Below are 21501 nucleotides of genomic sequence, written 5' to 3'. Positions count from 1 at the left end.
TCTTCTCGTGTGTGCACGACGCGGGCTGCCGCTGATCCGAGCGAGTCGGGGCAGCGCGCAGTCCGCATTCGTCACTCGCGTCGCCCTGTTCTACGCCGGGCTTCTCGGCGCGGACATCAGCTTCGACGACGAGTCCGGGATCTTTGTCGCTTCCGGGCTACGCGGCGGGTTCGCCAGAGGCGGAACAACTCTCGGTGGTGTGTATCTCACGCGGAGAAACACGACTCGATCCGTCCTTCGTCACGAAGCTGTCCACGCAGACCAATGGGCCAGGTACGGAATCGTATTCGGGCTGCTCTACCTGCGTGAGGAGCTGCGTCATCGCGGGCCGCGGAACCGATTCGAAATCGAGGCCGGACTCGAAGACGGCGGCTACCGCACCTGAGCAAAGCTAATGTTGGCGGCATGGCTCGTTTTCCGACTAGTGAACGCTTCGTCCGCTGGAGCGCGGATCATGCTCGCGGTGTGGACATCTGCATCGCGACGGTTGCCGCACTGTTCAGTGTCGTCGTTGCGGTCGAGGCGAGTCCGCTGGCGGTGTTCATCTCGCTGGGCATGACGGTTCCGCTGGTGTGGCGGCGCTCGCGCCCGGAACTCTCCGGCATGGTGATCGCCGGGTTCTCGGTACTGCACGTGATCTTCATCGGCAATACGCTGCTGGCGTCCGCCGTCGTTGTTCCCATCTCCCTGTACGCGCTGGCCGCCTACGGCGCACGATGGAGTTCACTCACCGGTCTGCTGCTCGCGTTGCTCGGCTCGATTGCCGGGACTGTTCGATACTTCGGCTACGACGGAATCCCGGTGTCTTCGCAGGTCATGCAGTCCGTGGCCGTCATGATCTTCATGCTCGCGGTCTGGGCGTTCGGTGATCTGCGTCGAGTCCGCACCAAACAACTGGAAGGCCTCACCGAGCGCGCACGGTTGCTCGAACTCGAGCGCGCGCAGGAAGCGGAAATCGCGACGATCAGCGAGCGCTCGAGGATAGCGCGCGAGATGCACGACATCGTCGCGCATTCGTTGACCGTTGTCATCGCCCAAGCCGACGGCGGACGCTACAGTGCGGCGAAGGACCCGCAGGCTGCCGTTCAGGCGCTCGAAACCATTGCCTCCACGGGCCGCCAGGCGCTGACCGACATGCGCTCGCTTCTGTCGGTTCTGCGCGAGGACACGCCCCGTGACTTCTCGGTGATCCCGGGCGCGGGCGACATCGACAGTCTGTTCCACGAGTTGCGCAGCAGTGGACTCGACATCGCCGTCAGCGTGACCGGCGAACCACGCGAACTCTCGGCAGGTGCGGGGTTGACGGCGTATCGCATCGTCCAGGAATCGCTGACGAACGTTCTCAAACATGCCGGACCAGGAGCACAGGCGAGCGTCGAGATGACGTGGGCTGAAACCGAACTCGTTCTCGGCATCACCGACGACGGACGAGGTGGCAGCGCAGCGCTGGTCGAATCGTCACCAGGCGGGCAGGGGCTGATCGGAATGGCCGAGCGCGCCAAACTGCACGGAGGCAAAGTTACCGCCGGACCGAAATCTGGCGGCGGATACAGTGTCCGGGCTGTCCTGCCCTACGAACGAACGTCTGGGTAGGTCTTGAAACGTCTGCAGGTCTTAAGGTGAGTGGCATGGACGAACACGTGGCTCCGATTGCAGTGGCACTGATCGACGATCAGCAGCTGGTCCGCGCAGGTTTTCGAATGGTCATCGACTCGCAGCCGGATCTGTCCGTGGTGGTCGAGGCTTCGGACGGTCAGCAGGCATTGACCGAATTGGCCGCCCGTCATGTCGACGTCGTCCTGATGGATGTCCAGATGCCGAAGATGGACGGCATCGAGGCGACCCGTCGGCTCCTGGCCGATCCCGATGCACCGAAGGTCGTGGTGCTCACCACCTTCGACAACGACGAGTACGTGATGTCGGCAATCAGGGCGGGCGCCAGCGGATTCCTGCTCAAGGACGTGCCACCGGAGCAGTTGCTCGACGCCATCCGCACCGTGCACCGCGGGGACGCGGTGATCGAGGCCCGGGCCACCCGGCGACTGCTTCAGCACGTCGGGCCGCTCCTGGAAGGTTCGGCGCCCGAAGCGCAGTTGCCCGAAGAGTTGACCCCCCGCGAGGTCGAGGTGCTCGAGGCCATGGCGTACGGGCTGTCGAATTCGGAGATCGCCGCCAAATTCCACGTCTCCGAAACGACTGTGAAAACCCATGTCGGACGGGTTCTTTCGAAGACGCATTCACGTGATCGCGTGCAGGCAGTCGTCTTCGCCTTCCAGATCGGCTTGGTCAAGCGCGCCGACCTCCTCGGTACCGAGGGCTGACGAGCAGTCGTGTCCAGTCCTACCCCGGGATGACACCAGGGTTTCGAAGATCGCCCCGCGCTCCGACGCGTAGACCACTTGCGCTGCAATAACGTCGATTCCGTCATAGCGAGAAGCTTTACGGAGGGCAAAAGAATGCATGCGCACACCACGACGGAACCAGCCGAAGTGCCGGCGATCACCGCGCGCGGTGTCACCAAGGTGTACGGCACCGGTGAGACCACGGTTCACGCGCTCGGCGGCGTCGACGTGGACTTCGGCCGTGAGCGGTTCACCGCGATCATGGGCCCGTCCGGCTCCGGAAAGTCGACGCTCATGCACTGCCTGGCCGGACTCGACACGGTCTCGGGCGGGCAGGTTTTCCTGGGCGACACCGAGGTCACGAAATTCGGCGACACGGAACTCACCGAACTGCGACGCGAGCGAATCGGGTTCGTCTTCCAAGCGTTCAACCTGCTTCCGGTGCTCACTGCTCGGGAGAACATGCTGCTGCCGATGAAGTTGGCAGGCAGTGAACCGTCGCCCGAGTGGATGGACGAGGTGATCGGCAAGCTAGGACTGTCCCAGCGCCTCGATCACCTTCCGCACGAGTTGTCCGGTGGTCAACAGCAGCGTGTTGCTGTCGCCCGCGCACTCCTGCCTCAGCCCGACGTGATCTTTGCCGACGAACCCACCGGAAACCTGGATTCCCGTTCCGGGACAGAGGTTCTGGGACTCTTGCGCACCAGCGTCCGGGAGACCGGTCAGACGGTCGTCATGGTGACACACGATCCGGTGGCGGCGTCGTATGCGGACCGAGTCGTGTTGATCGCGGACGGGCGTATCGCCGGAGAGATCGACCATCCCACCGTCGACTCGGTGATCGGTGCCATGCGCGCCCTCGGGGCCGACGACTTGGCCGATGTTCCTGCAGCTTCGGGCGCACTGCGATGAAGGGTCTGGCCTTTGCCCAGGCGCGGGCGCATGCCGGGCGCTATGTGGCGTCGATACTCGCCGTGGTGATCGCAGTCGGATACATCGTCGCGACTTTGACATTGAGCTCGACGGTTGATGCGAGTGTGAGTAAATCACTTGCGACGCAATATGAAACCACCGATGTTGTCGCCTCCGGTCCAGGAGTGACAGAAGCAGTGCTGAGCGCAGTGCCGGGCGTCTCAGCGGTCGCCGACGACGTGTCGACGTATGTTCGCGTCGATTCCGAGGCAAAGGGCGCGTCCTACGGGGATGCGCTCTCGATCGCCGACAATCCCGAATTGCGTTGGGAGAAGGTGTCAGAGGGGTCGCTTCCCACCGGCCTCGGGCAGGTGTTGGTGAGTGCGGACTCCGGGATACCGATGGGTGCCCGAATCACTGTCACGGCACGAGATTCGACGGTCGGTGCCGCGGCACCCACCGCGGAGGTAGTCGGCTTGGTCGACCTGTCCGGTTCGGCGCAACGTCTGGGCGGGATCAAGATATTCACCACTGCCGAGCAGGTGAGCGCGTGGGCCGGCGACAGTGCCGAACGTGAGTTCCGTGTCGCCGGTGACGGTTCACGCTCTCAGCAACAACTCGTGGATTCGATCTCGAGCGCGTTGCCTTCGGACTCCACGGTGCTGACCGGAGAAGAAGCCACGGACAACGCCGCAGCGGAATACATGGGCGGCACCAAGATCCTCAGCACGGTCTTGCTCGCCTTCGGCGCCATCGCCGTAGTCGTTGCCGCGCTGGTGATCGCCAATACGTTTGCCGTATTGCTCGCCGCGCGCACTCAGGAACTCGCGTTGCTGCGATGCGTCGGCGCCACGGCCAAGCAGGTTCGCCGGAGCATTCGCAGTGAAGCCGCGGCGGTCGGCGTGATCGCCTCGGTGATCGGCGTCGGACTCGGTGTCGGACTCGCCTGGGCGATCGGTCGCGTAGCAACGGCCGCGGATGTGCCGGTTCCACTTTCGTCACTGAGCGTCACCCCGGTGACCGTCGTGGTCGGCCTTGCTGTCGGCATCGTGATGACGATGCTCGCTGCATCTGCGCCCGGACGGGCGGCAACGAAGTTGTCCCCGTTGGCGGCACTGCAGCCGATGGAATCCAAGCCCGAGAGCGTTCAGGTGTCGGTGGTGCGCCGGGTTCTCGGCGTCGTGATCCTGCTCGCGGGCATCGCGATGACGGTCCTGGGAGTGACGAATCAGCAGGTGCCGGCCGCAACCGCCGGTGGGCTGTTCTCGTTCCTGGGAATCGCAGCCCTGTCCGGTCGAATTGTGCCTGCACTGATCAATGCCGCGGGTGGCGTATTGGCGAGACTGATCGGTCCGGTGGGAAGCCTGGCAGCAGGCAACGCCGGGAGAAACCCACGCCGGACCTCGGCGACAGCCACGGCTCTGTTGATCGGAGTCGCATTGACGAGCACGCTCGTCGTGGGAATCGCGACGGTCAAGGAAGCTGCACCTGCAGCAATGGACAGCCAATTTCCGGTCGACGTGATGGTGAGCAGCTCCGGCTCCGCGCCCCTGCCCGCCGGTTTGGGGACTGACATTGCGGCCGTCAACGGAGTCGGCGCGGTGAGCGGTCTGGACAAGGCCGAACTGACGATCGACGGGCGCGGCTCGCTGGCCGGATTCGGCGTCGACGCTGCTCGGGTGAAAGATGTTCTGCGTACCGAGATCTCGGTACCCACTGCCGGTCAGCTCGTGCTCTCGCCCGCTGATCTGACCGAGTACAAACTCTCGGCGGGCGATACGGCCACGGTGAGAGGGGATCGCGGCGCCGTCAACGTCAGCGTGATCGAAGGCGTGAAAGGTCAACCAGCGCTGCTGGATCGAGGAGATCTGGGTGCAGCGGCCACTGCACCGACCACCGATTCGTACTGGGTCAGGTTGAATACGGATACTGACGAACAGGCGCTCGCCGCCACCGACCGCATCACCGACCTCTCACGCCAGGAAGCCCCGGGCAGCGATGTTCAGGGAATGACCGAGATGCGTTCAGCCCTCGATTCGATCCTCGACACCATGCTCATGGTGGTTGCCGGATTGCTGTCGGTAGCGGTGCTGATCGCCTTGATCGGCGTCGGAAACACGATGGCGCTGTCCGTACTCGAACGGCGCCGCGAATCCGGACTGCTCCGCGCACTCGGATTGACCAAGAAGGGAATTCGAGCCGTGTTGATCTGGGAAGCACTGCTGGTGGCAGGAGTTGCATCGGTGATCGGAGTGTTGTTCGGGATGGTGTTCGGCGTAGCGGGTACCGCATCGGTGTTCGGGATCGAGGACGTTGCCCTCAGCGCAGTGCCGTGGGTGCAGTTGGTGGCCATCGTGTTGATCGGCGGAATCTGCGGTGTGATCGCGTCACTGCTCCCCGCTCGGCGGGCGGGACTGGTGTCACCGGTGACAGCTCTCGCGAGCTAGCGCTCAGAACTGCTTTGTGACCTTCTCGGTGCCCACTCGGCGCGCGGTAGCTTCCGTGTCCGGGTGGGCCACCTGCACGAGTGAGGCGCCTGCGGCGAGGACCGCCAGAAGCCCGTCGATCAAGTCGTCTGCCGTGTCCCACGTCCGGCTGGAGAGGACACGATCCGTCGACGCCAATTCGATGTTCTTCGCCGATGCACGAGCCGCGTCGATCGTGTCCGCTACGGACCGACCTTCCAACGCCGAACCGGCTCCGGTGCTGCGGAACTGGTCACCGTGGACGCGAATGGACGTTGCGTAATCGGCGACGCCGAGCGGAAGATCGCTCAATCCCTTGCCGAACGCGTCGAGTGAGAGTGCGGCTACTTCGGGTACGTCCGCAACGTCGTCCAGGCGGTCGGCGGTGACAAAAGCCAGTTCGGCGTCGGCGTCGGGGGAGAGGACTACCTCACCGCCTGCCCACCACACACCCAGCAAGACGGCGACGCTCTGCCAGTGTGCGGGCAGCAGCACGGCGACCTTGCCGCCGGGCTCGAGGGCGAACTCGTCCCGAACCATGTTCGCGGTCTTGGCCGCCCAGTTGGCCAGCGTGCTCGCAGACAATTCGATGCGCTCGCCGGTGGCATCGTCGTAGTACGTCACGCGAGGGCCGGCCGGGTCGGCAGTCAAGATCGGTCCGAGGAGGGCGTCGGTCAGGTTGTCTACAGGCGAAGGCACGTCCTCAGCTTACGCAGCCGTTCAGTTAACACAGCGGGGACCGTTGGAGGCTGCATCGATCGGGGGACCGGGCGGTGCGGGGGTGGGGCTGGTCTCGGTGGTGCTCGCCGATTCAGTCGTGGTCGCTGCGCCTTCGGACGGAGATACCGCGTCCGCGGACTGCGGCCCGGAGTAGTCCTCGGCAATGACAACTCGAACCTTGCCCGAGGACAACGACGAATCCGCCTTGACCGTCAGGCCCCCGAGTGCCTCGGCCACCGCGAGTGCAGCGTCGTCGTCCGCGGACTTTGCGAACACCGTCGATTCGGAGACATCGGCGCCGGTGTTGTTGCCGACCTGACCCTGTTTGTACCCGAGGGCACTCAACGCCTCGGAAACTCCGCTGGCCAACCCTGCGATGTCACTGGCGTTCGCGACGTCGACGGTGATCGAGGACGCATTCACGGTGGTCGGTGCCTCCGAGGTCTCCTCCGAGTCCTCGCTGTCGGCGCCGACCAGTCCGGCGATGTATTTCTTGACGGCCTTGGGATCGACCTTGACGATGGACTCGCCGTAATCGGTCATGCCGTTGATGTCGAGAACGGGGATGGTCTCGAATTGCACCTTGCCGCCGGCCAGATTCTGCAACTGCTTGGCGAATTCGATGATGTCCCAGTCGTCGTCGATGACGACGGAACGCTGAACGGCCGAGGTCAACTGACTGAGCTTTCCGGGATCGCTCAACGTTTTTGCGCTGAGTACCTTGCTGACGAGAGAAGCCATGAACACCTGCTGGCGCACGATCCGGTCCAGGTCGCCGCGAGGAAGGTCGTGTCGTTGTCGCACGAAGCTCAGCGCGTCGGCGCCGTCGAGTGTCTGTTTCCCGGCTGCGAAGTTGGCTCCGGACATCGGTTCGTCGACCGGCGCATTGAGACAGACGTCGACTCCACCCACGGCGTTGGTCAGCAGGACGAATCCGAGTAGACCGACTTCGGCGTAGTGATCGACGGTGATGCCGGTCAGATTCGCCACGGCTCCGATGAGCGCGGTTCGGCCGGCTTCCGTCGACTTCTTGTCGGCTTCGGTGTCGGACGACCCGTTGTTGACCAACTTCAGTCGCTCGGTTTCCTTGGTGGCACCGAACGCGGCGTTGATCTTCGACATACCGATACCGGGGACGTTGACGTATGCATCGCGGGGAATCGAGATCGCGGTTGCGGAACTTCCGTCGTTGGGGACGCGGATCAAGATGATGGTGTCGGTGTTGGAGGCGACTTCCTCGCCGGCGCGCAACGAGTCGAGCTCGCTTTGCGAGAGCGGGTTGCCGTGTGCGTCGGTGCGACTGTCGGTACCCACCATCAAGATGTCGATGGCTCCGTCCTTGCCCCCACCGAGGCCGAGGCCGCTGGCAGTGGCCAGGCTGTTTCTCAACGAGTCCACACCCCGCCACGCGAACCCGGTGACCAGCAGTACGAGCACGGAGAGCACCGCGACCGCTATGCGAGCCGGGCTCGTCTTGGTCCGAATCGGCGCAGGTCGTGGACGCGCGCGGCGCTGCGGTTGCTGGTGGGACACTCCTTCAGGTTACTGGTCCGATGCTCGGCCGCGGGTACCTCGGCGCGGCGTGCCAGACTCAACCATGTGACGAATATCCTGCTCACCGGCGCCCGAGGGCAGCTCGGAACACGTATTGATGCTCTCGCAACGTCGGCGGGTCACACTGTGACGGCCGTCGGTTCCCGCGAGCTCGACATCACCGACAGCCGCGCGGTCGACGAGTTCGTCTCGCCTGATTCGGTGGTGATCAACTGCGCTGCGTACACGGCAGTCGATGCTGCCGAGACAGACCAGGAGGCAGCGAGGGCGGTCAACGAGATCGGACCGCTGAATCTCGCGCGAGCGTGTGCGCGTGCCGGTTCGCGGTTGATCCACGTCTCGACGGACTACGTATTTCCGGGCGACGCGAGCACGCCCTACGACGTCGATGCCCCGACCGGTCCCGCGACGGTCTACGGCCGAACCAAACTGGACGGCGAGATCGCTGTTCGAGATTCGGGGGCCGACGTTGCCGTCGTGCGTACCGCGTGGGTGTATTCGGGTGTCGGTACCGATTTTGTCGCCACGATGCGAAGGCTCGAAGCAGAACGAGAATTCGTGAACGTCGTGGACGACCAGATCGGGTCACCCACGTACAGCGTCGATCTGGCCGGCGGCATCGTCGAACTCGCGCTGCGGGACTTCACGGGTGCGTCGACATTCCACGTGACCAACAGCGGGCACGCCAGTTGGTACGAGTTGGCGCGTGCTGTGTTCGAGGAGATCGGCGCGGACCCGGCACGGGTGCGCCCGTGCAGTAGCGCGGAGTTCGTACGCCCCGCCCCGCGCCCGGCATATTCGGTCTTGTCCGAGCGCGCATGGGTTACCGCGGGAATGACGCCGTTGCGTCCGTGGCGAGAGGCTCTGCACGCCGCTCTGGCGTGAGCATTGTTCGGGGCAGTGGCCGCGGACGGCTAGGCTGACCGGCGTGAGTCCCAAGCTGGCCGTGGTAACGGTGACCTACTCGCCAGGCGAGCATCTCGAGAATTTCTTGAGCACGCTCGCTGTGGCGACGACAGAAAAACCCCAGGTCATCATGGCCGACAATGGGTCGACCGATGGTGCCCCCGAGGCCGCTGATGCCAAGTACGAGCATGTCCGTCTGCTTCGTACCGGTGGAAACATCGGGTACGGGGGAGCGATAAATCGGGCTGTCGCGGAGATCGATTCGTCGATCGAATTCGTCGTGATTTCCAACCCGGACGTCCAATGGGCACCCGGTTCACTCGACGAATTGGTGGCTGCGGCAAATCGGTGGCCAAGGGCCGGTGCACTGGGGCCGAAGGTCCTCGAACCGGACGGCAGTGTCTATCCGTCGGCGCGAACGGTGCCCGACATCACCTCGGGCGTCGGGCACGCGTTGCTCGGTACGGTGTGGCCGAAGAACCCGTGGACTGCTCGTTACCGTCAGGAGAACGAGGCCGTCACCGAGCGTGCCGTGGGGTGGCTTTCCGGGTCGTGCCTGCTGGTACGACGCGACGCCTTCGACACCATCTCCGGTTTCGACTCTCGTTACTTCATGTACATGGAGGACGTCGACTTCGGTGACCGCCTCGGAAAAGCCGGGTGGCTCAACGTATTCGTCCCCTCGGCTGTCGTCACGCATGCCAAAGGTCATGCGGCAGGACGTCATCCGGAACTGATGTTGCCCGCCCATCATCGCAGTGCCTACCAGTTCCAGGCTGATCGCCATCCGCACTGGTGGCAGGCGCCGTTGCGACTCGCCCTGCGCGGTGGCCTCGCTGTGCGATCCAAGATCGCCGTAGCTTCAGCAGTCCGCGAGCGCGCTCGCACCGACAACTCGACCGACAACCCAACAGTTTCGAACCACGGGGGAAAATGATGTCCGATCAGAATCCGACCGACGCCGTAATCCTGGTAGGCGGCAAGGGCACTCGGCTGCGTCCGCTGACGTTGTCGGCACCCAAGCCGATGCTTCCGACCGCCGGCCTGCCGTTCCTGACACATCTGCTCGCCCGGATCGAGGCAGCCGGTATCAAGCACGTTGTGCTCGGAACGTCTTTCAAGGCAGAGGTATTCGAGGACTACTTCGGCGACGGCTCCAAGATGGGGCTCGAGATCGACTACGTCTTCGAGACCGAACCACTGGGCACCGGTGGCGGAATCCGCAACGTGCTCCCGAAGTTGCGTGGCGACAACGTCATGGTGTTCAACGGTGACGTGCTCGGCGGCACCGATCTCAACGGCATTCTCGAGACCCACGAGAAGACGGATGCCGACGTGACCTTGCACCTGGTTCGCGTGGGTGACCCGCGTGCATTCGGTTGTGTTCCGACCGACGAGGACGGACGGGTCTCGGCCTTCCTGGAGAAGACGCAGGATCCGCCGACGGATCAGATCAACGCCGGTTGCTACGTGTTCAAGCGCGAGATCATCGAGCAGATCCCCGAAGGACGCCCGGTCTCGGTGGAGCGTGAGGTGTTCCCGAACCTCCTCGCCGAGGGTAAGCGCGTGTTCGGCCACGTCGACTCGTCGTACTGGCGGGACATGGGCACCCCCGAGGACTTCGTTCGTGGTTCCGCCGACCTGGTGCGGGGCATCGCTCCTTCGCCCGCTCTCGAAGGTCCGCGCGGTGAGTCCCTCGTTCACCCCGGAGCCGGAATCGCGCCGGGTGCCGTCCTGATCGGCGGCACTGTCGTCGGTCGAGGAGCCGAAGTCGGCGCAGGTGCGCGCCTCGACGGTGCAATTCTCTTCGACGGCGCGGTTGTGGAAGCCGGCGCGGTGGTCGAACGATCGATCCTCGGATTCGGCGTCCGTATCGGACCCCGAGCACTGGTTCGCGACGCCGTCATCGGTGACGGCGCGGACATCGGTGCGCGATGTGAATTGTTGCGCGGCGCACGCGTGTGGCCGGGCGTGACGTTGCCGGACGGTGGCGTGCGCTTCAGCACAGATGTGTGATCGTTAGCTGACCTACTGGAATACTGGTGGGTATGACTTCTCTTCCGAGCCGTTACGTTGCCCTCGGTGACTCGTTCACCGAGGGCGTCGGCGACGCCGACGAACGATTCCCCAACGGTCTGCGCGGGTGGGCAGACCGAGTGGCCGAGCAGCTGGCGGTGAACAATCCCGAGTTCCGCTACGCCAACCTGGCGATTCGTGGTCGCCTACTCGGACCGATCATCGACGAGCAGTTGGAACCCGCCCTGGCGCTGAAGCCCGATCTGGTGACCATCTACGCCGGCGGAAACGACATGATGCGTCCCAAGCTCGACATCGATGCAGTCGTCGCCCGCTACGATTCGGCAATCGGCCGGCTCACTGAATCCGGCGCCCGGGTTCTGATGTTCACCGCGTACGACACCGGATGGTCCGCCTTCTTCGGCAAGCTCCGCGGACGTCTGGCGATCTACAACGAGCTAGTTCGTGAGGTGGCGGACCGCCATGGTGCGACCCTCGTCGACTTCTGGCGATTCTCCGAATATCAGGACCTTCGGATGTGGGGCTGGGATCGACTGCACATGTCGCCCGCCGGGCACGAGAACATGGCGACGCGTGTGCTCGACGTGCTCGGTGTCGAACACGGATTGATCCCGCCCGATCTGGGACCGGCGCCGGTTCTCACGAAAGCCGAAACTCGTCGCGAGGATCGTCAATGGGCACGAGAGTTCTTGGTGCCGTGGGTAGCTCGGCGAGTGAAGGGAACGTCCTCGGGTGACGGCGTAAGCGCCAAGCAACCCGAACTGTCCCCGATTCAGTCCTGATTCTTGCGTTGATGTGCGAGCGCGACCAGGTGGTCGATGGTCTCGCGTTCGGCAGTCGGCGGGAGCGCGTCCACCGGCCACCATCGCAGGTCGGTGGACTCTGCGCTCCGGACGATATGCGAATTATCCGGTGCCACAACGAGAAACCGTAGATCGAGATGTCTGGTCGGGACTCCGAGTGAGCACGTGATCGGATGTGTGTGGGCGGAGAGTAAGTCCGCGTCTATCCGGACGTCGTGAATTCCGGACTCCTCACGAGCCTCCCGCAATGCTGCATCGACCACCGTCTCGTCGTCGGGTTCGCAGTGGCCGCCGAGCTGAATCCACCTGCCCACCTTGGGATGCAGCGTCAGCAGGACGTGGCAGCCACTCTCGTCGAGAACCAGAGACGACGCTGTGATGTGTCCCGGTGCGTGGCGACGAAGGCAGCCGTCCGGAGCCGAATCGAGGAACGCGAGCATCGTGTGCCGCAGTGACTCGTCCGCTTCGGAGGGCGTCACCCAGCCCTCCAGGACGCCCTTGGCCGAGGCGTGCAGTGATTCGGCTGACATGACCTACATCTCCACCAACGCGTCCCCGGGGGCGGAGACGGTGCGCGGAGTCAGTGGTTCGAGTGGGTGCCCGATTGCGACCGCGCCGAGTGGCTGCCAATCGGCCGGGAGATCGAGGTGTCGACGCACCAGGTCGGCGGCGAAGATCGTCGAGCCGATCCAGCAGCTTCCCACACCGCGTGTGGCCAGCGAGACCAGCAGTCCCTGCACGGCCGCTCCGGCGGCGACCGTGAACATCGTGGACTCCGCGGCGGTACGTCGGGGGTCCGGGTAACTGTGTGCGCCGTCGGGTACGCAGAAGGGAATGACAACCTCGGGGGCGTCGAACAGGATGTTTCCGCGTGCAATCCGCGCGTCGACGGATTCGTCGCTGCGACCGTCGGCGCGAAGATCGGCGGCCCACTGCTCACGCATCTTCTCGAGGAGAGCAGTTCGGACGGACTCGGTACGCAGCCACACGAATCGCACCGGCCTCGTGTGGTGCGGTGCGGGCGCGGTGAGTGCCTCGGCGATCGAGTTGCGAATGATCTCCGCGTCGACGGGGTCGCTTGCGAACTGTCGGACCGATCGACGCAACAGCAGCGCCTGGCCGCGGCCCATCGCCGTAGCCTCCTCGGTGCCCAGCCAGAACAGATCATCCGGGCCGCGGCGAATCAGATCCTGGCCACTCGAACCGTCGTCCTCGAATCGGAGTCCTCGCACGACGGCGACGGGAACGCCGCCGAGTTTGCCCTTGACCAGATCGCCCGCAGCGGCGATCTCGTCGGCGATCGCGATCTCGGTGACGATCAGATCGTTGCCCTGGCTGTCCTGTGCTCCGAGGTAGCCGTGCAGGACCGGAATGCCGGAGGAACCGATTGCGGCGTCGGTCTGTCCGTTGCGCCACGCACGACCCATCGTGTCGGTCACGACGACGGCGACGGACTTGCCCGTGCTCTCGAGAATCCGGGCGCGCAGGCCCGCAGCGCTCGCATCCGGATCCACGGGGAGCAGAGCCAGTTCGGCACCGTCGACGTTGGAGCCGTCGATGCCGGATGCGGCCTGCACGATGCCGAGTTTGTTCTCGGTGATCAGAGTGCGGCCCTTGCGTGCCACGACGCGGACGGCCTCCTGATCCACCAGGAGGCGTCGTGCTGCGTCGCGCTCCTCCGGATCGGTGGGCGAGGAAACGATGCGCCCCTCGACTTTGGAGAACACCTTGCTCGTGACGACAACGACGTCGCCACTCTCGATCCACGGCGTCGCGTCGACGACGGCGGCGGCCAGATCGTCTCCCGGCCGGAATTCGGGAAGTCCGAGCACGGGAATGACTTCGATTGCGGCACCGGGGGAGTGATCGCCGGGAGAGTGATTTCCGTCGCGGCTTGCTTCGGTTCCGGGTTCGGTCACAGTTCGACTCCGGCGATCTCGAAAGCCGTTCGAACCATTTTTGCGGTCTCTTCGGGGGACGTCATCAAAAGTGGGATGCTTCGCACGTCCACCCCGTCGATGTCGGCCGTGTCACCTTCGTCGACGAGCCAGCCGTCGAGAATGCCGTTGATCGAGCGAGCTCCGTAGTGACGACCGATCGCCTCGGAAGTCGTCTCGACCCCGATCACTTCGAGGCACTCGTCAGCCATGCCGCGCAACGGTTTTCCGCCGATGACGGGGGAGAGGCCGACAACCTTGGCGGCGGTGGTGCGCAGGGCTCCGCGAATGCCCGGCACCGCGAGGATCGCGCCGACGCTCACGACGGGATTGGAGGGTGCGATCAGCACGATGTCGGCACCGTCGATTGCCTCGACCACCCCTGGCGCGGGCTTGGCCTGCTCGGCGCCGACGTGAGCGAAGCTGTGAGTTTCCACCTGTGCCCTGTGGCGTACCCACCACTCCTGGAAATGAATCGCCTTCTGCTCACCGTCTTCCGGATCGGTGATCACGACGTGTGTTTCGCTGCGGTCGTCGCTGACGGGAAGCAGTGCGACACCGGGATTCCAGCGATTGCACAACGCTTCGGTGATCGCGGACAACGGATATCCCGTGCGGAGCATCTGGCTGCGAATCAAATGCGTTGCGATATCGCGATCTCCGAGGCCGAACCAATCCGGCTTCGCTCCGTATGCCGCGAGTTCTTCTTTCGCATTCCAGGTTTCACCGGCGTGCCCCCACCCGCGTTCGGTATCGATGCCACCGCCGAGTGTGTACATACAAGTGTCCAGATCGGGGCAGATGCGCAGACCGTGCATCCAGACGTCGTCGCCGACGTTGACGACGGCCGTGATGCGATGTGGGCCTTCGTATTTCTCGAGGGATTCACCACCGACGATTCCGAGCGCATTTTGCACACCTTGAAGGAAACGGGCCCCGCCGACGCCGCCAACCAATACAGTCACGTTCACGACAACAGAGCCTAGGCGGTCGGCGCGTCGTCGTGTCTGGCGGGCAGAAGGTCCCGTCAATTGGGGGCCGGAATACTAATGGATTCATCTCGTTTAGCTTGACCGCGACACGCTGGACGTGTGTAATCTCAAATGTGTCATTCCAACCGCTACTTGTGAGTTCACTTGCAGCGGGGCCGGTTTCGAACACAGTTTCGAACGGTCGACGGGGTGGGGTTGAAGATGGAGTGAAAATTCTGCGCTATTACAGGTGAGGAGGCGGAACGATGCCCAATGAAAATGTCGAGATCAGTTCTCTCGCAATGACAGTAAGCGACGAACCGCAGACCGATTCCCGAGCAGGCGCAGCAGAAGGTGCCTGCAGCAGTGAGTTCGACGGTATGAGTACTCGGCCAGTGCTGAGTCTCGTCACCGGCTTCGAAGAATTGTTCGACACCATCGAGGATCAGTGGCAGGAGCGTGCTCTCTGCGCGCAGACCGATCCCGAAGCGTTCTTTCCTGAAAAGGGTGGATCGACGAGGGAAGCAAAACGGATCTGCCTCGGTTGTGAAGTTCGTGACGAGTGCCTCGAGTACGCGCTCGCGAACGACGAACGGTTTGGAATCTGGGGAGGGTTGTCCGAGCGCGAGCGTCGGCGACTCAAGCGGGGGATCATCTGATCTGCTGCTGAATCGGTTCTGTCAGCGTCGGGGCTGACGGGCGGTCTTCGAAAGTCTGACCTGCAACGGGGAATTGCAGGTCAAGCAACGACTGTTTTGTTCTTCGTGTGGATTTACTTCTTCGTGTGACATCAGTTTTTTCGTCTGACGGTGCGTCAGTCCTCGTCGGGCTATCAGTCCTCGTCGGGCAGTGTCGGGTCGATGACCTGTGGGTCGACGCCCAGATACGTGCCGACTTGATGGACCAACACGTCGTGCACCAGATCCGTGAGTTCTTCCGGATCCTTCGCGCGCTGCTCCAACGGGCGGCGAAAGAGCACAATTCTTGCGCGAGTCGTATTTCCGTGACGGTCGATTCCGGCCGGAATCAGTCGTGACAGTGGAACCGGTCCGTCGGCGATGACTTCCGGCGGCCACGTGACGGACTCCGGATCGTGCGCGTGAATCTTCGGAACTTCGTCCACTGCGATGTCGAGTTTGGTCAACCGGTCGTGCCACGCCAGGTCGACGGGCGAGAAGGCGTCGAGCACCAGGAGATCGAACTTCTCGGCCCGGGTGCGTCTGGCCGGTACCTCCGGGGGAAGTAGCGGTCCGCGCAGGCCACGGCCGTGTCGCTCGATGGAACGAGTGGTGACCGAGCGTCGGCGGCGGGCTTGTGGCATGGCGCCCAGATTACGACAGAAGAAACTGCTCGGTGTGTCCGAGTAGGTTCCGGACGTGGGGAGGGCTAGGCTCCGTACCTGTGAGATCTCTGCGTCGCTGCTGCCGCCCCGGGTGCAAGAACCCCGCCGTTGCGACGCTGACGTATGTCTACTCGGACTCCACTGCGGTTGTCGGGCCGCTGGCAACCGTCGCCGAGCCCCATTCATGGGATTTGTGTGACACTCACGGCTCTCGAATCACCGCCCCCAAGGGCTGGGAACTCGTCCGCCACGAAGGCGGATTCGCGTCGAGCACTCCCGACGAAGACGATCTGACCGCTTTGGCCGAAGCTGTGCGTGAAGCCGGTCTCGGAGATCGCAGCAAGTCCAACGTCGATGCAGATGAGGACATACGTCCCGCAGCTCCGAGTACTGCCCGTACAGGGCGTCGTGGACACCTCCGCGTTCTGCCCGACCCGTCCAACTGACGCGAGATTCGTCGCCGCAGAGGCTAGGCTCGACCGAGTACTTCCACACCCGAGTACTGCGAATCTCCGGACGCCATGCGCCCGGACGTTCCCGTCTGTGAGGGTGCATGCACAAGGAGAGTTTTCAGTGGGGCGAACAGCCGAGTCGGTTGCTGCAATCATCAAGGCGTACGACGTGCGCGGTGTGGTCGGTGAGCAGATCGACGAAGATTTTGTCCGCGACGTCGGTGCGTCGTTCGCCCGCTTGGTCCGTGACGAGGCCGGCGCCGCCACGACGGTGGTGATCGGCTACGACATGCGTGCATCGTCGCCCACTCTGTCCTCGGCTTTCGGTGACGGTGTGCTCGCTCAAGGCCTCGACGTCGTCTACATCGGGTTGGCGTCGACCGACGAGCTCTACTTTGCATCCGGTTTGCTGAACTGCCCGGGCGCGATGTTCACGGCGAGCCACAATCCCGCCAAGTACAACGGCATCAAGATGTGCCGGGCCGGCGCCAAGCCGGTCGGTCAGGACACCGGCCTGGCAGTCATCTCCGCCGAGGTCGTCTCGGGTGTTCCCGCGTACGACGGACCGGCAGGCACCGCCAGCACCAAGGACGTCCTCGAGGAATATGCGAGCTACCTCCGCGGTCTGGTCGACCTGGCTGCGTTGCGCCCGCTGAAGGTTGCAGTCGATGCAGGCAACGGCATGGGAGGGCACACCGCGCCGGCCGTATTCGGGCCGATGCCCCTCGACGTCCTCCCGCTCTACTTCGAGCTCGACGGCACGTTCCCCAACCACGAAGCCAACCCCCTCGATCCGGCCAACCTCGTGGACCTGCAGGCCTACGTGCGTGAAACCGGAGCAGACATCGGCTTGGCTTTCGACGGTGACGCGGACCGTTGCTTCGTCGTCGACGAGAAGGGCGACCCAGTCTCTCCGTCCGCAGTGACCGCACTTGTCGCCAAGCGCGAACTCGCGAAGGAACCGGGCGCGTCGATCATCCACAACCTGATCACGTCACGAGCAGTGCCCGAACTGGTCGAAGAACTCGGCGGCATCGCGATTCGTACCCGAGTCGGCCACTCGTTCATCAAGCAGGAGATGGCCGAGACCGGTGCCGTGTTCGGCGGCGAGCACTCCGCTCACTACTACTTCCGCGACTTCTGGGGCGCTGATTCCGGCATGCTTGCGGCGTTGCACGTACTCGCCGCACTGGGCGAGCAGGACCGTCCGCTCTCCGAGTTGATGGCGGAGTACACCCGCTACGCGGCCTCGGGCGAGATCAACTCCACGGTGGCTGACGCGGCCGATCGCACGGCCGCTGTGCTGGCAGCATTTGCGGACCGCACCGAGTCGGTGGATCGCCTCGACGGTGTCACGGTCAGTCTCGAGGGAAATGCCTGGTTCAACTTGCGTGCGTCCAACACCGAGCCTTTGCTGCGACTCAACGTCGAAGCGCCCACGTCCGCCGATGTCGACGCGTTGGTGAACGAAATTCTGGCGATCGTCCGGGCTTGAATCCGAGTCTGATCGGTTTGTCGGTGAGCCGAAGCCCTGGGATAGTTGGGGGACTATCTCGGGGACGACGGCCTCGGGAACGAGGGCTTTGCCACCACGGACCGCGTAGAGCTGGAATGCTGGATGGTGCGGGAACTGCTAACGGAGAAGGGGGTGCGGTGAGATGACAGCGCCGATGCCGCTTCTCGACCTCGACGACAGCGAGGGTTTGTCGGCTGCCGATTCGGAAGGGCTACTGCGTTCTGTGGCCATGGGGGGCGCACAGATTCGGGCCACCGCATCGGCCGTCGGCGAGGGTGTCATCTCTCGGTTGGCCGGTCTGCGTCCGCGCAGCGTCGTACTGATCCCCGGTGCCGGTGGCGCTCGACACGGAGCCAGGATCGCGCTCGCTCTCGTCGGAGATTCGGTCGGTTGCCCGCTCCTCGTACTCGACCGGACGCCCTCGTGGGCTGGGCCGTTGGACGTGATCGTCGTCGCTGGTGACGATGCCGGTGATCCACGCCTGGTCGAATCCGTCGACAGTGCCGTACGCCGCGGCGCCGAAGTTGTTGTCGCCGTTCCCGACGAGGGGCCCATGCGAGCCGTGGCGGCCGGGCGCACCATGGCTTTGCCGCCGCGGCTCTACGCCTCGCCGCGGCACACCATGACGCGGTTCCTCGCCGTCTTCCTGGCCGTTGCCGCCGAAATCGAGGGCAAGGGATCGATCGAGGACCGTTCGGCGGTACTCGGTCGAATCGCCGACGCAGTTGATGCCGAGGCGCTGCGGGACGGGCCGTCCAACGAGGTGTTCCACAACCCGGCCAAGTCGTTGGCCACCAGAATGAGCGGCCGACGGGTCGTTCTGTGTGGAAGTGGTTCCGTGACAACAGCACTCGCAGAGTTCTCGAGTGTTTCGCTGATGGGCTCGGGCCTCAACGCCGCTGCCGCCGAACTGTCCGAGGTGATTCGTTCTGCACGAGCGTTGTTCGCGCCGGACGCAGCTTCACGTGATTCGGTGTTCCACGACCCGTTCTTTCACGATCCGCAACTCGACGGCGCACTGCCGACCCCGCCGGCGCGGGCATTCGTCTTCGCGACCGAATCCACGCGCGGGGAGGCGAGACGCCGGATGGACGCACTGGCCGACGCCGATCTGGTGGTGGCGGCGGACGAAGACCAGACCAACGTGGTGATCTCGGAGATGGAGCAGGTATTCGTGTTGGCGTCTCGAGTAGACATGGCTGCGGCGTACGTGCAGTTGACAGGCGGTGCGAAGTAAGTGCGTGAACTCGAAGGTGCACTTCGTTCTTACGCGTGGGGCTCGCGAACGGCAATTGCCGAACTACGCGGTCTTGCGACTCCGTCGAATCATCCCGAGGCGGAATTGTGGTTGGGCGCGCACCCGGGTGACCCGGCGCGCGTGATCACCGAATCCGGAAGCGAGTCGTTGCTCGAGGTCCTGCACCGCGAACCCGAACGCGAACTCGGCCGCGAGAACCTCGAGGCGTTCGGTGAGCGACTCCCATTCCTGCTCAAGCTGCTTGCAGCGGAAGAACCGCTGTCACTTCAGGCGCATCCCAGCGCCGTTCAAGCCGAAGAGGGTTTTCGTCGTGAGAACGCACTCGGCGTTCCCATGGAATCGCCGATTCGCAACTACAAGGACGGCAGCCACAAGCCCGAACTCGTTGTCGCGCTGAGCAGATTCGAAGCGCTTGCCGGATTCCGCGAGCCGACGCGAACTGTCAAACTGCTGCGCGCTCTGGCCGTCGACGAGTTGGAGCCGTACATCGGACTGCTCGAAGGCCAACCCGATTCCGACGGACTCCGAGCCTTGTTCACGACGTGGATCACGCTGCCGTCCACAGTGCTCGGGACGTTGCTCCCTGCCGTACTTGCGGGGTGCATCACCTACGTCGCGCATCACGACGCCGAATTCGTGACCGAGATCCGCACCGCGTTGGAATTGAGTGAGGCGTACCCCGGCGACGCCGGCGTTCTGGCGGCACTGCTGCTCAACCGCGTCACCCTCGAGCCCGGCCAAGGACTGTTTCTCGCTGCCGGCAATCTCCACGCGTATCTCCATGGACTCGCGGTCGAGATCATGGCCAACTCCGACAACGTTCTGCGCGGTGGGCTGACGCCCAAGCACGTCGACGTGCCCGAACTGTTGAGGGTTCTGGACTTCGTCGGGGCCGATATCGAAGTGCTCGATCCGGCCCCGTCATCAGGTCGGTCAGGATCAGGCAGATACGAGTACGTCACGCCCGCACCCGAGTTTCGTTTGACGCGTCTGGAGTTCGACTCGAATTCCACCGACCTCGTTGTCGAAGCCGGCGGCCCCCGGATTCTGATCTGCACCGAGGGTGCGGTCACTGCGACGTGCGGTGCCGACACGCTCGACCTCGACCGGGGGCGAGCGGCGTGGATCGCTGCCGAAGAGCCCGAAGTACACCTGAGTGCGCGAACACCGACTGCGCAGGTTTTCAGTGCCGTCGTCGGTCATGAACATCTCGGTCGATGAACATCTCGGACGATAAGAATCCCGGTCGACAGCGAGGAGACATTGTGTCGGCTCATGGTGGCAAAAAGGCAATTCTGGCGGCCCTCGGAGCCAATGCCGGAATTGCCGTAGCCAAGTTCGCCGGATTCTTGATCACCGGATCGTCGTCGATGCTCGCCGAATCGGTGCACTCGGTGGCCGATACGTCCAATCAAGGACTGCTGCTCCTGGGGCAGAAGAAGGCCGAACGCGAGGCGGACCAACTTCACCCGTTCGGATACGGGCGCAGCCGATACTTCTACTCGTTTGTCGTCGCGCTCGTGCTGTTCACTCTCGGATCGCTCTTCGCGATCTACGAAGGTATTCACAAGATTCAGCATCCGGAAGAACTCAATTCGGCTTTCGTGGCAATCGCGATCCTGTTGATCGCGATCTGCCTGGAGGGCTACAGCTTCCGGACCGCAGCGAAGGAATCACGACCGCTCAAGGGAAATGCGTCGTGGTGGAACTTCATCCGAACCTCTCGTAGTCCGGAACTTCCGGTAGTGCTGCTCGAGGACACCGGAGCATTGATCGGTCTGGTGCTTGCACTCGGCGGCGTCGGCCTCACCATGGTGACCGGAAATCCGGTGTTCGACGGTATCGGAACCCTGTGCATCGGTGTCCTGCTCGGCATCATCGCGGTCATTCTGATCATCGAGATGCAGTCACTGCTGATCGGCGAGGGCGCAACGCCGGTCGAGACCGAACTGATCCTGAATGCCCTCGTGGACGGAACTCGCATCGAACGTGTCATCCATTGCAAGACGCAGTACCTCGGTCCCGAGGAAATCCTTGTTGCGGCCAAGGTTGCGGTACCTCTCGGCTCGACGATCTCCGATGTGGCGACGGCGATCGACGAGGCCGAGTCCCGCGTGCGCGCTGCAGTGCCCGCGGCGCGGGTGATCTACCTCGAGCCGGACCTCGATCGTCTCAGTGCGGATCGACCTGGTTCAGACCGCCCTGAGACAGATCTACAGGCTCCCGACAAACCCTGAACAAAGCCGCGCCTGCGGGCTTAGGCTGATGCCATCTCTCTACTTGCCC

The 21501-nt window shown here is 63.8% G+C and carries 21 protein-coding genes; 15 read left to right on the top strand and 6 right to left on the bottom strand.

The window, feature by feature from the left end:
* The first annotated feature begins 7 nt into the window (after positions 1 to 7).
* From I7X09_RS03265 to I7X09_RS03245, 5 genes are all read left to right on the top strand, one after another.
* Positions 8 to 385, top strand: a complete 378-nt coding sequence (locus I7X09_RS03265; protein WP_166809777.1) for a hypothetical protein — start codon at positions 8 to 10, stop codon at positions 383 to 385.
* Between the two features lie 20 nt (positions 386 to 405).
* Complete coding sequence (locus I7X09_RS03260; RefSeq protein ID WP_095969073.1) at positions 406 to 1593, top strand: sensor histidine kinase; 1188 nt, start codon at positions 406 to 408, stop codon at positions 1591 to 1593.
* 35 nt (positions 1594 to 1628) lie between these two features.
* On the top strand, positions 1629 to 2321 hold the full coding sequence (locus I7X09_RS03255; protein ID WP_124566418.1) for a response regulator: 693 nt from the start codon (positions 1629 to 1631) through the stop codon (positions 2319 to 2321).
* A 135-nt stretch (positions 2322 to 2456) separates the two neighbouring features.
* A complete protein-coding gene (locus I7X09_RS03250) occupies positions 2457 to 3254 on the top strand; it encodes an ABC transporter ATP-binding protein (protein WP_200315552.1) in 798 nt (265 codons plus the stop codon).
* Positions 3251 to 5701 (top strand): ABC transporter permease, encoded by a 2451-nt coding sequence (locus tag I7X09_RS03245; RefSeq protein WP_200315550.1) that lies wholly within the window; start codon positions 3251 to 3253, stop codon positions 5699 to 5701. The genes I7X09_RS03250 and I7X09_RS03245 overlap by 4 nt, the downstream gene beginning before the upstream one ends.
* A gap of 3 nt (positions 5702 to 5704) precedes the next feature.
* On the opposite strand, the gene I7X09_RS03240 is transcribed toward I7X09_RS03245, so the two are convergent.
* A complete protein-coding gene (locus tag I7X09_RS03240) occupies positions 5705 to 6418 on the bottom strand; it encodes a TIGR03089 family protein (RefSeq protein WP_200315548.1) in 714 nt (237 codons plus the stop codon).
* Between the two features lie 21 nt (positions 6419 to 6439).
* Positions 6440 to 7972 (bottom strand): LCP family protein, encoded by a 1533-nt coding sequence (locus I7X09_RS03235; protein WP_298778203.1) that lies wholly within the window; start codon positions 7970 to 7972, stop codon positions 6440 to 6442.
* A gap of 66 nt (positions 7973 to 8038) precedes the next feature.
* On the opposite strand from I7X09_RS03235, the gene rfbD reads away from it, so the two are divergent.
* From rfbD to I7X09_RS03215, 4 genes are read left to right on the top strand one after another with little or no spacing between them, the layout of a single operon-like run.
* Complete coding sequence (gene rfbD / locus I7X09_RS03230; protein WP_200315546.1) at positions 8039 to 8878, top strand: dTDP-4-dehydrorhamnose reductase; 840 nt, start codon at positions 8039 to 8041, stop codon at positions 8876 to 8878.
* A gap of 43 nt (positions 8879 to 8921) precedes the next feature.
* On the top strand, positions 8922 to 9836 hold the full coding sequence (locus I7X09_RS03225; protein ID WP_095969079.1) for a glycosyltransferase family 2 protein: 915 nt from the start codon (positions 8922 to 8924) through the stop codon (positions 9834 to 9836).
* Positions 9833 to 10915: a sugar phosphate nucleotidyltransferase gene (locus I7X09_RS03220; protein WP_378374021.1), complete on the top strand. Its 1083-nt coding sequence runs from the start codon at positions 9833 to 9835 to the stop codon at positions 10913 to 10915. The genes I7X09_RS03225 and I7X09_RS03220 overlap by 4 nt, the downstream gene beginning before the upstream one ends.
* Positions 10916 to 10947: 32 nt before the next feature.
* Positions 10948 to 11718 carry an SGNH/GDSL hydrolase family protein gene (locus tag I7X09_RS03215; protein ID WP_200315544.1) on the top strand — a complete coding sequence of 257 codons (771 nt, stop codon included), beginning with the start codon at positions 10948 to 10950 and terminating at the stop codon, positions 11716 to 11718.
* On the opposite strand, the gene I7X09_RS03210 is transcribed toward I7X09_RS03215, so the two are convergent.
* Genes I7X09_RS03210 through cofD form a run of 3 tightly spaced genes read right to left on the bottom strand, consistent with a single transcriptional unit; the run spans position 11709 to position 14647 of the window.
* Positions 11709 to 12269, bottom strand: a complete 561-nt coding sequence (locus I7X09_RS03210; RefSeq protein ID WP_095969082.1) for an NUDIX hydrolase — start codon at positions 12267 to 12269, stop codon at positions 11709 to 11711. The two genes, I7X09_RS03215 and I7X09_RS03210, sit on opposite strands and share 10 nt — an antisense overlap.
* A 3-nt stretch (positions 12270 to 12272) precedes the next feature.
* A complete protein-coding gene (locus I7X09_RS03205; protein ID WP_166809772.1) occupies positions 12273 to 13658 on the bottom strand; it encodes a coenzyme F420-0:L-glutamate ligase in 1386 nt (461 codons plus the stop codon).
* Positions 13655 to 14647, bottom strand: a complete 993-nt coding sequence (gene cofD / locus I7X09_RS03200; protein ID WP_095969084.1) for a 2-phospho-L-lactate transferase — start codon at positions 14645 to 14647, stop codon at positions 13655 to 13657. The genes I7X09_RS03205 and cofD overlap by 4 nt, the downstream gene beginning before the upstream one ends.
* Before the next feature lie 380 nt (positions 14648 to 15027).
* On the opposite strand from cofD, the gene I7X09_RS03195 reads away from it, so the two are divergent.
* A complete protein-coding gene (locus tag I7X09_RS03195; RefSeq protein WP_020907098.1) occupies positions 15028 to 15306 on the top strand; it encodes a WhiB family transcriptional regulator in 279 nt (92 codons plus the stop codon).
* Positions 15307 to 15479: 173 nt separating this feature from the next.
* Here I7X09_RS03195 and I7X09_RS03190 read toward each other — a convergent pair whose 3' ends face one another.
* A complete protein-coding gene (locus tag I7X09_RS03190; protein WP_003940797.1) occupies positions 15480 to 15968 on the bottom strand; it encodes a metallopeptidase family protein in 489 nt (162 codons plus the stop codon).
* An 80-nt stretch (positions 15969 to 16048) separates the two neighbouring features.
* Here I7X09_RS03190 and I7X09_RS03185 point away from each other — a divergent pair, with 80 nt between their 5' ends.
* The 5 genes from I7X09_RS03185 (at position 16049) to I7X09_RS03165 (ending at position 21452) form a co-directional block, all read left to right on the top strand.
* Complete coding sequence (locus I7X09_RS03185) at positions 16049 to 16435, top strand: DUF3499 domain-containing protein (RefSeq protein ID WP_007731177.1); 387 nt, start codon at positions 16049 to 16051, stop codon at positions 16433 to 16435.
* A 127-nt stretch (positions 16436 to 16562) separates the two neighbouring features.
* Positions 16563 to 17936 (top strand): phosphomannomutase/phosphoglucomutase, encoded by a 1374-nt coding sequence (locus I7X09_RS03180; RefSeq protein WP_200315543.1) that lies wholly within the window; start codon positions 16563 to 16565, stop codon positions 17934 to 17936.
* A gap of 163 nt (positions 17937 to 18099) precedes the next feature.
* The gene (locus tag I7X09_RS03175) at positions 18100 to 19194 is read left to right on the top strand and encodes a tobH protein (protein WP_200315541.1); all 1095 of its coding nucleotides are present in this window, start codon (positions 18100 to 18102) and stop codon (positions 19192 to 19194) included.
* On the top strand, positions 19195 to 20436 hold the full coding sequence (gene manA / locus I7X09_RS03170) for a mannose-6-phosphate isomerase, class I (protein WP_200315539.1): 1242 nt from the start codon (positions 19195 to 19197) through the stop codon (positions 20434 to 20436).
* A gap of 44 nt (positions 20437 to 20480) precedes the next feature.
* Entirely contained in the window at positions 20481 to 21452 is a 972-nt protein-coding gene (locus tag I7X09_RS03165) for a cation diffusion facilitator family transporter (protein WP_095969279.1), read from the top strand.
* Positions 21453 to 21501: the final 49 nt, after the last annotated feature.

The sequence above is a fragment of the Rhodococcus sp. P-2 genome, from assembly GCF_016598535.1.
Lineage (GTDB): Bacteria > Actinomycetota > Actinomycetes > Mycobacteriales > Mycobacteriaceae > Rhodococcus_F > Rhodococcus_F baikonurensis.
Note: the sequence above shows the minus strand (reverse complement) of the source record. Positions and strands in the feature narration are given on the sequence as shown.